Consider the following 11,862-nt stretch of genomic DNA (forward strand, 5'->3'; position numbering starts at 1 on the left):
CATCAAAAAATCCAATCACGTCAATGGCTCAGCTTTGGCTTGCGTGGCGGTAAAGTTCCGCGATGGCAGGTGCGTCCGGTTCCTCCAGCATAAGGCCATCATTGCAGTCCTCGGGCCCGAAATAAAATTCGGCATGCGGCACCACCCGAAGCCATAGATGCGGGGCCGCACCCGATCGCAGCCAGGCTTTGTTTGGAAGAAATATACATACTCGACCCGAATACGCAGTGGGAATGTACCGTCGCAAGGCGGTGATCGCCGCGGATTTCAGCCGAGCCCTGCTGGCCAGCACCGGATCTGTCGCGAAAGGCTCTTTGTTTTTGCGAACGAGGGGCACGAGTGCGCGTACGCGCACGCCGAGATTCCGGAGGCGACTGCCGAAATGGCGCACACGGGCCCCGAATGTCGGCAATTTCGCGATCTCGCGCATGAACGAATCGGCGCCCCCCTTAGCAAAGAAATAGAGCAGGCGCGGCAATTCCTGATAGGTGGCAGGATGAAGAGGGCCAAAGAGCGCCACGCATGGGACCTCCGCTCCGCGCTGGCCCAGGATCTTCGCCAGCTCGAAAGCGGTCGCAGCACCCGAACAGTAGCCGGCGATGATCATCGGACCCGTGGGCTGAAATTCGGTGATCTGGCGGGCGAAGTACTCAGCGATATCTTCGACGCGGTCCATCGGCTCACTCTGCCCATCGAAGCCAGACGGCTGTAGTGCGTAGAACGGTTGATCGCTCCCCATGTGCTTCGATAGGTCGGAGAACGAGAAGGGCGCACCGATATGCCCGGGTACCGCGTAAATGGGCGTGCGTGTTCCGCCAGACTGGAGCGGAATGATTGCAGGCTGTTGCTGGGCCGCCGCCTTGGCCATTTTCAGAAACGCGATGATCTCGCCCTTCCGGTCCCGCAACTGGTCTCGAAACTCGGCCGTCAGCGCGCCAACTGGGGCGTTGCACCGCAGCCGGTCGCCCTCTTCTACCCAAAGCTTGATGTCCTTGACCGCGAGGTTTGCGAGAAGCTCCGGAAACTGCATCACGCCTGAAGACATAGGGGCCTTCCGATCAGTTTGTCTATCATTCAAGAGGGAGCTGAAGTGGTCCCGCTACCCGACTGCTCCAGCATGGCGGCTTCCTCTGTGAAACTGCCGTCTTTTCTCTGTAGGCCCGGGACAAGGCATGGAACTGCTGTGCCGTTGTCGAGCCCAAGCTTTCTCGTTGTCCAGTTCCGTGTATCTGCAGTGCATCGTAGTCGCTGATGGCAGCGCGGACACTTTCAATTCTGGATTACCACTCAATTGCGGACTACCACAGTTCCGATGTACCCAGGTTTCGGTACGAACCGGCGGACAGCCCAATCGCTTTCCTGCCAGGAAAGGAGTTGTCCCAGGCCGCAGCCCAAGGCCTTAGAAACGGCCTCCATTCGGGTCCAGTGCCCAAGGAATCCTTCCAGCCGGTCTTCCGGACCAAGCGCGGCGTAGGCACCGTATTCGGAGGCGGAAAAGCAGAGCGCCGCAATCTCGTCGGCTTCGGGAACAGGGAGAACTGCTTCGATGTCCACCCCGACCTCGTGCCCACTCGAGAGGGCGATTACCGCGACATCTCCGGATCTGGAGACGCTGAAGCACAAATCGTGAGCAGGCATGCGAGGTGAGAGGCGGGGTTTGCCCAGGCGCCCATATACCAGTTCTACCTCGGAGGGCGGGATTCCTAGTTTGGAAGCGAGAATCTGGCGCAACTGGACACGGGTAGCCACAAAGCGGCGGCGATCCGACCCCCGTCTCAACCCCTCGGCGCGGCGACGCTCCTCATCGTTGAGGCAAAGAACTGTCTCGCCGATGACGTTCCGCTCCGCATCGAGCGTGATCGCCAGGACCTCCAACCCGTCAACTGTGATCCCGGATATCAGATCGACTTTGTCCAAATCTATGGCTCCAGCGGTAGGACTCGAACCTACAAGCCTTTCGGCGTCGCCTGAACAGTGCGGTGCGTCTACCAATTCCGCCACGCTGAAACATAGATTAGACGGATCCAGCCTCTCCTCGTGCTAGGGATGAGTCCGCCGATCGATGGTCCAAGAAGCTGCCCCAGACATGATTGTGAGTTCCTTCGTTGGCCCAACCTCAAGGCGCGGCCTGTCTCAAGTGAGTAGCAATGGTCCCTAGCACCCGCTTGGTTTGCCGCAGCTTCGCCTCGACGCGGCGCTCCAAGCTGTCTCTTGCGATAGTGATCCATCGCATCGCATGCTCCGCATTAGCCAAGTGGGACTTGTGACCGGCGGAACCTGCCAGGAAGTCGTAGCCGCGCTCGCCGCGCATGATGCTGTCTTCAATAGCCAGCACATGGCTCACAAGCCCGGGCTTGAGCCGGGAATCGCGCTCATAGAGAAACCCGCTTTGATAATTGAAAACGCGGTGGTCATGCACGAAGTTGTACAAGACCCCGATTGTCTGGTCTCCAGCCAACGTCCGCGAGATGCGGACGGCCCCGGTGGGAACTCCGCGCGCAATGAGTTCCTGGTGAAACCGGCGGAAGCTAGGATTGACAAAGGCTCCCTTGCGCCCCCACCGCGCCTGATGAAGTTCGGCGAGCGAATCAAACGCGACGAGCGCCTCCGATGTCGCTTCCGCGGTCCGGAACTCAATGAGGCCACGCTCCGCATATAACCGCATGGCGCGGCTCACTGCCTGGCGCGTATTGCGCCCCAACGTGGCACGAAAATTTCCCCCTATCTGCCGGACTTTGGCAAAATCAATCCACCGCGCCGTGTCCTCCGCTTTCAACTCGGCGATGAGTCCAGCACGCTGCGCAACTCGACATGCGGCCAACTCGAAGTCCGGCTCAATCGCGGAGAGCACCAGCTGGTCAGAGTGGCGCAAGTGGCGCGCTAAGGCATCGAGGCACGCCACTCGAACGGCGTCGGCCATGGATTGCTCTGCAAGAATATTGTTGTACTCGACGCACAATCGGTCGAAACGAACATCTCCAGTTTCATGGAGCAGCCAACGCGATCGAGCACGCGGTCCAAAACGCCATGCCTTCCGCCTGCAAATAATCGCCAAGCCAACGATCTTGCCTGCGGCCCGGGCAACAAGCACGCGCGGCTGCGTGCTCCTCGGCAGATGCCTTAGCCAAGTTTCCATCCAGAGCCAGGACAGATAGAATGAGTGGGTTGCTCGCGTTTCGAGCGCTTTCCAATCGGCCTCAAGTTTCGCAATGTTGTGCAAGCTCTCCACAGTAACAACGATGACCGTATCTCGAGGCACGGCATGCTCGTCTGAAGCCGCGCGATAGGGTTCGGCATCGACAAGTGAGACATTAAGAGATCCCGACATAGACCGATCTTCTTCTGATACTTCGCCGATTCGATATTTTTCCGCCAAGCTCAAGCATGGACTGCGCAGGGAACCGAACCGCGCAGGCCGTTTCTGAGAGACTGCTGCGGGCATGCCAGTATCCGCACTGGAAGGCAAATTGCCGTGCCCAGTGCAGGATACCCGGCCGGTTGCTAGAGGTCTCAATTCGGACCCATCATCTGCTCCGCAACCACAGGGCCGTGCCCTAGCTCGTTGAGAGTGCTCGCGCCCGGCAATCTGTCGCCGCTCGGTGAGGAGGCTTGGACTGACGAACCATCCCGCTCGCTTGGCTGGTTTTCGCCCACGGTGATGTTGACGAGGTCACCTGGCCGCAACACCGTCATTCCCATGGACTGGATGCTGACCGGCCCGGCTGCCGATTGCCGCACGATTTGGTAGGTAACCCTGTTGGCGTCCTGCGCGAACTGGGCCGCAAATTGGGCGCGGGTCGCCGGCAACGTGTACAGGACGCCTTCGCTGGCGTTCAACTCGCGCACATTGGCCGCGATCTGGCTGTCCGTTGCTTCAATCTCCACCTCCAGATCGTTCCTGGCGTCGGCGCGGGTTTGCAACACCTGAGACTCGAGCGAAATGAGGCGCTGCCTGGCGGACGCGTACTGGTTGAGGGCCTCCCGCCGGCGTTGTTCCGCGTCGGACAACTCGCTCTGGACCTGGTCCAACACCGTCGTGCTGAGAACTTTGCGGTTCACGAGCATGCGCGTACTGTTGACGCGCTCCTGGCGCAATTTGACGAGTTCGTCGAGAGAGTCCATTTGCCCATACGCCATGACGTCTTGCTTGGCTGTCTCCAGCGCATCCAGGGTAGCGCGTTCGCGATACTTGCGCGCCACCGTGACAGCCTTACGCCGGTCGCTCTGCTCGTTGATGAGGTTGGTGGCTTCGGTCGCGCCGGCCAGTTCTAGCAACCGCGGGGGGGTCTTGGGCGCCGTGCCGTCGCGCTCGGCCTCCAGCACTGCCGCACGCGCGAGCAATTTCACTATGGCATCGATCGCCCCGCCCCGCTTCTGGGTTTCACGCACGGCTTCGATGTTCTGCCAAGGCTCGCTCTGGCCCTGATTGAGTCCGCCGGCCAGTGCGATGGCGTGCAGGATCGTCATGCCGGGCGTGTACTTGAAGGAGCCTGGATTCTTGACCGGCCCCAGCACGTAAATGGGCGAGCGCTCCAGCGACAGTATATTGACCAGCCCCTTGCGGCCCAACAGTCGATCGAAAGTTTCCACCAGGTCGGCTTGTACTTGTTGCGCCGATCGGTTCGCGACCGGAATGAAGCCGAGCAAGGGCACAGAAATCGTGCCGTCCTCTTGCACAGTATATTCGCCGCTCAGTTCCGGACGCTGCTGGATGCCGCTCAGGGCCGAGGCGGAGGACACTGCCCCCCACTTATCTTCCTCCACCACGACGCGCTCAAAGAACGCGACTTTGAGGCGGTCACCGACGCCGAACAGACTCCCGGTTGACACGTCTGGCGCCGTGCTGAGCGGTCCGGGGCGCTCGGCGTTGGAAGCGACGTTAGGCGCGGGGCTCCGTTCGACCAACGTCGCGGCAGACGTGTCCGGTTCCGTGCTGAGAATTTGCGACCGCTCGGCGCCGGGATTCGTGGGCGCGGGGGTTCGTTCGACCATGGTCGCGGTCGCGGCAGACGCATCGGTGCCGGACACGATCGCGCGGGAGCGGTTGGCCGTGGTTTGACCCCGTTGATCTTGCCAGTTATCGATCGCGGCAGACACCATCTGCGCCACGGTTCCGGAAACATCCTGGATCTTCTGCATCACAGGTGCGGAGACATCCTCGACCTTTTGCGCCACGGCACCGGAGACGACTTCGACCTTCTGCGCCGCGGCATCAGAGACGTCCTGGATCTTCTGCACAGCGGGTCCGGAGGCGTGCTTAATGGCCTCCCAGTTTTTGACAGCTCCCATGGCGGCGACCCCGGAGAGTCCCAGAACAAACAGGACGGCTTTCATTTCCCCACGGCGGGTCGCTTGTGGCGAGGAAGCGACCGGTTCGGAATTGCGACTTGTGTCCATGGCCATTGCGCGTGTCTTTCGCTATTGGAGATGCCATCCCGTCCCGAACTGATCGAGCCGAGGAAGGCTCTGCCTGATCGTGGCCTTTCACCGCCAGCGGCACAACTGTCCCTTTGTGGGCACTCCTTCCGGATAAACACCGCCCTGGGCGAACTCGCGGCAGAATACTGAACATGGGAATACTCAACATGAGAATGATTGATGGCTCCTCGCCGCAAACCCGATGTACGCCTGTGGTTGAGGATCTGGGTAGACCCTGACGGCCCCTCTACGCCTAAAGAGGGCATTTGCGAGCCTAAGGAGGGTATTTTCGCTGCTGCGATTGCGGGCGTAAAGTATGCGTGGGGGTTTGGCGATGGCGCGTAGCGCTTGGTGCATACAAAGAGCCAATCATGAGACAGTCCTTTACGACGGTGCTTGTCGGGCCGAGCGAGTTGCTAAGAGAAGGCCTTATTCGCATCCTAGAAGCAGAAAAGTTTCGTATTCTTTCCTCCGCGGCTTCTGTCTACGATCTTCTCCAAAAACCGCTATCCCAGCAGCGTCCCATCTTGCTCATCATAGATCTCGACGCTCCTGATGAGGACGCTGGATTCACACAAATTGCCGACTTCAAAGCAGTTTATGCGTCGAGCCATGTCGTTGCGCTGGGCGAGCACTGTCGATCGAATGATGTAGTTTCCGCCTTTCGCGCGGGGGCCGACGCATATTTGACGAAAGTCGCCGCTCGCGAAACCTTCATCAAGGCCCTTGAACTGGTCATGCTTGGGCAGACAGTTCTTCCTGCGGAAACCTCAACCTGTATCCAAGAAATTAGGCTCGACGTAAAAACTATCGCGGCAACCGAGCCAGCAAACGTGCGCTACGAAACTGAAAGCGGGGAGACAGAGCGGTCTGTTTTGTCAAATCGCGAGAAAACTATTCTGCGTTGCTTAATCGGGGGGGAGTCTAACAAAACCATCGCGCGCAAAATTAACATTGCGGAGGCCACAGTGAAGGCACACGTCAAAGCGATCCTACGGAAAATTCGGGTCCGCAACCGTACCCAGGCAGCAGTTTGGGCGATGAATCATGACGTGCTCACTCCCGAGTCAGGCAGCGGGCCTCTGCCCTCTCATGATCCGCAAGAGCTAATTGAAGCACAAAAGGGGTACCACTCGAGAATGCTTCATCCGATGTGAATGCCGTCCACATCTTGATAGATCATCCGGACTGGTTACATTCGCTGAGCGTGAGTGTTGCGCGAAACCGAAGGTCCGGCAGGCATTTTCGGCAGGTCCATTCTCTGCCGAAAATACTTGTGATGATGAGCGAAAAGGCTTGAACTCACCCGGGGAGAAAAAGTTTTCTGCCCGGCGAAGCACTTCCGAGAGGTCACAGGCTGGCCGGCGAGATATTCACGGCAAGATCAGGAAACAAGCAGCCGTTTTTCAGGGCTACAGATTTCACTACTTCTGCGAAGTCGAGGTTGCATCAAGATGCGCATCGAAAAAATTGCTCCTGGATTTTCGCTCGACAAAGCCCGGATCGGCACTGTCGAAGGCGGAGAATCTGGGCTCTTGGTTTGGAAATTCGATCAACTGGTTGCAGTCCTTACTTGCATCGACGAGGAGGCCTATTCCATGAAAGGAAAATGGTTCCTCGAGACGGGCTTTGGGTTGCTGAGTGGGCAGCACAGGAATTTTGACACGGTCGAGGAAGCCATAGACTGGGTGGGCAGACATACTTTCCCCCGCTCTTCTTGATCAATCAGGAGATTTTCGCCGTGAGTACCTCCGGAGGTGTCCAATCAGCCGACTAACCCTGGACGCCCAGCCAAACGACGTCGAGCTGTTCCTTAGAAGGGGAGGGCAAGGTGGAACGAAACAAGGCCGACGTCGGTTCCGCAACCTCGCGCCCAATGACGGATAGCCTCGGTGGCTTGGATGCCACCTGACCGAGGCGCTGCGCCAGGTCGGCCAGCTCTACGCCAGATCATCCAAGAAGCCCATCGTTGCTTGTCACTTTCTCGAAGAGGAAGGGCTTCTTCGCTGTCCTGGCCTGGATCAGGAGCGACACAGCGCGCCGGTGCTGGTATTTTGGGCCTGGAACTGGATGTAGGCGTTGGTGATAACTGCGCCGTGGCGACCGACAGTTGTCGCGGCGAAGCCGGCGCCGGCTAGAACTGTCCCATGCGGCCCAGCCGCGTCCCAAAGCGCGCCAGCTCGCGAGAAGTAGTGCCAGGCAGATGATCCGGTGGAACACGCCTAAGGCGGTTCCCCCACAGTTGCACCGGCGCGGTCTCGGCGACGAGCGTCGCGAGCAAGCCTTGCGTGAAACCCATGTGTAGGCCCAGAGCACGACGCCAAGACTGAGGCCGAGAAGATATCGCTACCAGCGCGTCGGTTTCGATGCCGCTGCGTTTCTGGGCGTCGTCGAGCGTTACGACGGTCAGCCTGTTTTCGTTACTGACCCGACTGATCGGGGCAGGGGCGGGCGAAGCTGCGCTCGGCGCTGGCTGGTATGAAAGCCACTCCCATGCCGTCAATGCGGTGGCGGTCGGCACAGGCGCGAAAAGCAGGCGTATGCCGGGAGTGCTCATATATGCGAGATTCCTTCCTGGAAAGACTGCCTGCCCGGAGATGAACGCGAACGGCCCCGCCTGTTCAACTGGATAACGGGCGAACCTGACGGGAGCCTGACGAGCACATCTCTCCTTCCAGAACCTTGGGTCGTCTTTCCTCTGATTCGGAGTGCATCGATAGCTTGCCGGGGCCCAGTCCTGGCCCGGCTTCTCGAAGATCGCATTCGATCGCTGGCCCGGAAAGGAGCCGTGAAAGGCAAAGGATCCAGACAATCCTATTTGCCAAACCGGGTCGCCGGCGCTGGAAGGCGCGAATGGTCGAGCTTCCGGAATTCAGGCCAGTTCACATCGGAAAAATGCAGCTCGCTTCGGGCGCTCTGCCGAAGGAGAAAACCCGAAAGCGGATTTCACCCCTCGTGCGGATGATGAGATCGAGATCGGGCAGGCCGGCGGTGTACAGCCATTCGTCTATCGCTCCAGGGCTCATTCGTCGATGATCGCGTCGAGGTCGCGCCCACGTTCGACATTGGCTTCGAATGAGGTTGCGAACCGCGTCACTGATCTCCTCGCGGCCGCCATAGGCGATCGCAAAGATCACGATAAGCGCATCGTTGTCGGTGGTCTGCTCCACGGCTTGTCGAAGCACGTCGACCGTCGAAGCAGAGAAGCTCAAGCCGGCCGACAGCTTTGAATCGAACGCCCTGCCGGCGCGTCGAAGGATCCTCGGCCAGCGCGGCGATCTTTTTCTCTACGGCCGTCAGTATCGCCGACACCTCCGCCGGGGGACGGCGCATATTGTCGATCGAAAAAGCCCACAGCGTGACGGAGCGGACTTTAAGGTCGATGCAGCAGCAAGGACTTCGGCGCCAAGTTCGTAGGCCAGTCGGAGCTCGCTATAGCCGCGTCGCTGGGCAATCGGCGATTACCATCGAGGATGATGCCGACGTGATCCGGCACCGGATCTTCGCGCACCTGACGTCGAAGCCTTTGTTCGTAGAGCCAATAGAAAGCCGCATCACTGGTTGGCAGCCTCGCCCTGGCCTGCCAGCGGCGGCGTGCGGCGCGGCCAGGCGTACCTAAATGTTTCCGCTACTTCAGACTCGTGATCTGTCTTCGACTTTTACGACCGACAATTTGACGCGAATTCGCGCTGGCGATCCGGAAAGGAAGCGGACAGAGCCTCCATGCGTACGAGCCACTTCCCGAACGATCGCAAGGCCCAACCCATGTCCCGGCGATTCTGTGTCGGCTTTTCGAAAGCGTTCGAAGACTGCGTCGCGAAGCTGGTCGGGCACGCCTTTGCCTTCGTCGCTCACTGTCATCCAGATCTCCGGCCCACCCGGCTCGTTGGCCAGTTCGCCGATGAGCCTGATCTTGCCGCTTCCATGTATAAGGGCATTGTCGAGCAGGTTTCGGATCATGTCGCGCAGATCGTCGGCGCGGCCGCGCACGGGAAGCGAATTCGGCAGATCGACCTCGATCTCCCGGTGTCTTTCTTCAGCAAGCGGGATAATGGAGGCCGCTGCCTCGCGCGCAATACGCGAAAGATTGACACGAGAAAGATCGATCGAAGCAAGCTGCACCTGATCCTTGCGGGCGAGGTCGAGCAATTGCTCCACGAGCCTATGAAGGCTTGAGACGTCGCTGTCGATCGCAGGCCAATCAGGATTTTGGTCGAGTTTGGCGCGCTGTAGACGCAGGCTCAAGACGGCAAGCGGCGTGCGCAATTCGTGCGCAGCATCGGCGACAAAGCGCCGCTCCAATTCATAGGCTTGCGACAGCCGGTCGAGCGCGCCGTTCACCGCCACGACCAGTGGCCGAATCTCCTCCGGCAACCGCTTCATCGAGATGCGTACACCGGGGTTGGCGGGGCCGACAATCGCCGCCTCACGCGATGCCGAAGCAAGATGGCGCAGACTCCAGGCAATGATGATCCAACTCAGGGCCGCAGCGCACAGGGTCGAAGAAATGAGGACCAGAATATCTTGGTAGGGTTCCCGGATGGGACCCTCGTGGCGCAGCATCCGCGATGTGGCAAGACCGAGACCGAAGACAATGAGCATGGACAAGACCAACCGCCCGCGCAGACTCTCGCGTGACAGCTTCATGAAGGACCTCCGATTTTGAGCCGATAGCCGACCCCGCGGTTGACGTCGACGCCGACAGCCGATCCGGCGTCGGCAAGCTTGCGCCGCAATCGGGAGATAGCAGCTTCGAGAGCATTGCCGCTCACCTGCTGCTCGAAGCCGTAAAGACGATCTTCCAGCATGTCCTTAACGACGATGCGGCCCCGGGCGCGGATCAGTTCTTCAAGAACGGAGGCCTCACGGCGTGAGAGATCCAGGGCCGTGTCGGCTACCTGAGCGGTGCGCGAGGCGGGATCAAAACTGACATCGCCATATCGATAGGCCGCCTCGTGGCGCACGCCCGGCCGCCGCAGTACCGCGCGGATGCGCGCTTCGAGTTCCGCCAGGTTGAACGGTTTTACGATGTAATCATCCGCGCCGCCATTAAGACCGCCGATGCGGTCCTCGATCCTATCGCGCGCGGTTACGATCAAGGCTGGCGGGCGGTTCGCTGTTTCGGCCCGCAGCCGGCGTAAGACATCCATTCCGTCCATGTCTGGCAGACCGAGATCGAGGACCACCGCGTCATAGGCAGTCGTTGCCGTTGCAGCCAGCGCATCCTCACCACGTGCATAGGCGTCAGCGGCAAAGCCGCGTTCCCTGAAATAGCCGGCGATAATGTCACGCATCGCCGGGTGGTCTTCGATAATGAGCAATCGCATGGAAGCTCTCCGGATGTTCGCCATTCGGCCTGACCGCCGATCGCCTCATTGCGAGGGTGACCACGTCCATCATATGGCCGGACCATGCTCTCGCCCAGACCCGGCGATGTCCGCGCAAATCGCATGAAAATAAAAGTTCCGCTACACGGCCTGTAGCGCGGGACGCCCTCTCATGTAATCGATTAAACGCTGGCTAGGTTTGCCCATTCACCATTCCTTCACCATATCAGCACATGCTTATAAGCGGACATGCTGATGTAAAGCGTACATGTCAAAAGCCCCGGTGCAGACCCAAGCGCCGGGGCTTTTCTATGGCCGGCTATCGTCCGGCTCTCCGGTGATCTGACTAACCGCTGCTTCCGAAAGTTTGTGGACCGCCAACTGTTGAATGAACCATTGGGCATGTTCGCCCCATTCGCCAGGCGAGACGTTGTTGTCGCGGACAGACTTCATAAAAGCCTCGCGTAGCGTGTCGAGATCGAAGATGGAAATGTCCCTACCTGGCATATACGGGGATATGCGGGCCGAAGCCGGGGCTTCAAGGGAGAGGTTGCTAAATTAGTTAATGCCGGTCCGTCCCCTACGGATGGGTAGCGCTAGGACTAAAGGATTCGCGCATCCTTCCGGTTCGTGGTCTGGTGTCCTCTTTGTAAGGAAGACCAATGCAGCGCATAGGCAAATCTGGACCACTAAATGTTGTCCGTTCTTTTGTGGCTACGCCCGATATTACCGATGAAGACGGACGAAAAAATTGCCGAAGCGCTTGAGCATATCGCCGTAGCGCTATCCGCAATAGACCATATCCTGGAGTTGATCGCGGGGAAGCTCGACAGCCTTCCACGGGTTCAGTCGCAGCGAAGATAATCGCCGCTTCCGGCCCTGCGTTTTGGTGACCGAATGGTGAAACGCCGACGCTGCCAGAGCTGGCACCGTCACATGACCGCGTGCGCAACCAGTCCACCCGCTGCCGCCGGCGGCGTGCTGTTGTCGGTTCAAAGTCCGTGGTGATGAGCACCTGGCGTGAGTTCGTTCCATCGCGCCATCGGGCGGCCGGCAGCGGTGGCGTGCCCCCCCCTCTGGCAAATAGATCAGCTCCGGCTGAGCGATCCGTTGTCGT

The 11,862-nt window shown here is 59.5% G+C and carries 10 protein-coding genes, 1 tRNA gene and 1 pseudogene; 2 read left to right on the top strand and 10 right to left on the bottom strand.

The window, feature by feature from the left end:
• Positions 1-28: 28 nt before the first annotated feature.
• The 5 genes from M653_RS0118555 to M653_RS0118575 all read right to left on the bottom strand — a co-directional run bounded on the left by M653_RS0118555 (position 29) and on the right by M653_RS0118575 (position 5,403).
• Positions 29-1,045: a thioesterase domain-containing protein gene (locus M653_RS0118555; protein ID WP_027144690.1), complete on the bottom strand. Its 1,017-nt coding sequence runs from the start codon at positions 1,043-1,045 to the stop codon at positions 29-31.
• A gap of 242 nt (positions 1,046-1,287) precedes the next feature.
• Positions 1,288-1,917, bottom strand: coding sequence for a 4'-phosphopantetheinyl transferase superfamily protein (locus M653_RS01000000132930; RefSeq protein WP_245262219.1), 630 nt, complete (start codon positions 1,915-1,917; stop codon positions 1,288-1,290).
• 5 nt (positions 1,918-1,922) lie between these two features.
• Positions 1,923-2,007 (bottom strand) — tRNA-Asn (locus M653_RS0118565).
• Positions 2,008-2,116: 109 nt separating this feature from the next.
• Positions 2,117-3,382 (bottom strand): GNAT family N-acetyltransferase, encoded by a 1,266-nt coding sequence (locus tag M653_RS01000000132935; RefSeq protein WP_245262220.1) that lies wholly within the window; start codon positions 3,380-3,382, stop codon positions 2,117-2,119.
• 128 nt (positions 3,383-3,510) lie between these two features.
• Positions 3,511-5,403: a polysaccharide biosynthesis/export family protein gene (locus M653_RS0118575; protein WP_084636751.1), complete on the bottom strand. Its 1,893-nt coding sequence runs from the start codon at positions 5,401-5,403 to the stop codon at positions 3,511-3,513.
• A gap of 386 nt (positions 5,404-5,789) precedes the next feature.
• Between M653_RS0118575 and M653_RS01000000132940 the strand changes: the two genes are divergently transcribed.
• Positions 5,790-6,575, top strand: coding sequence for a response regulator transcription factor (locus M653_RS01000000132940; RefSeq protein WP_051442725.1), 786 nt, complete (start codon positions 5,790-5,792; stop codon positions 6,573-6,575).
• A gap of 297 nt (positions 6,576-6,872) precedes the next feature.
• The gene (locus M653_RS01000000132945) at positions 6,873-7,139 is read left to right on the top strand and encodes a hypothetical protein (RefSeq protein ID WP_032935513.1); all 267 of its coding nucleotides are present in this window, start codon (positions 6,873-6,875) and stop codon (positions 7,137-7,139) included.
• A gap of 300 nt (positions 7,140-7,439) precedes the next feature.
• Here M653_RS01000000132945 and M653_RS1000000137770 read toward each other — a convergent pair.
• The 5 genes and pseudogenes from M653_RS1000000137770 to M653_RS0118605 form a co-directional block, all read right to left on the bottom strand.
• Positions 7,440-7,726 (bottom strand): annotated as a pseudogene (locus tag M653_RS1000000137770) (hypothetical protein); the annotation flags it as partial.
• A 506-nt stretch (positions 7,727-8,232) separates the two neighbouring features.
• On the bottom strand, positions 8,233-8,319 hold the full coding sequence (locus M653_RS1000000136780) for a hypothetical protein (protein ID WP_245262223.1): 87 nt from the start codon (positions 8,317-8,319) through the stop codon (positions 8,233-8,235).
• Complete coding sequence (locus M653_RS1000000134540; protein WP_198028805.1) at positions 8,301-8,588, bottom strand: undecaprenyl diphosphate synthase family protein; 288 nt, start codon at positions 8,586-8,588, stop codon at positions 8,301-8,303. The genes M653_RS1000000136780 and M653_RS1000000134540 overlap by 19 nt, the downstream gene beginning before the upstream one ends.
• Before the next feature lie 463 nt (positions 8,589-9,051).
• The gene (locus M653_RS01000000132955) at positions 9,052-10,065 is read right to left on the bottom strand and encodes a HAMP domain-containing sensor histidine kinase (protein ID WP_051442726.1); all 1,014 of its coding nucleotides are present in this window, start codon (positions 10,063-10,065) and stop codon (positions 9,052-9,054) included.
• Complete coding sequence (locus tag M653_RS0118605; protein ID WP_027144694.1) at positions 10,062-10,745, bottom strand: response regulator transcription factor; 684 nt, start codon at positions 10,743-10,745, stop codon at positions 10,062-10,064. The genes M653_RS01000000132955 and M653_RS0118605 overlap by 4 nt, the downstream gene beginning before the upstream one ends.
• Positions 10,746-11,862 lie beyond the last annotated feature (1,117 nt).

It is taken from the genome of Mesorhizobium sp. WSM3626 (assembly GCF_000513935.1).
In the GTDB taxonomy this organism is placed as follows: domain Bacteria; phylum Pseudomonadota; class Alphaproteobacteria; order Rhizobiales; family Rhizobiaceae; genus Mesorhizobium; species Mesorhizobium salmacidum.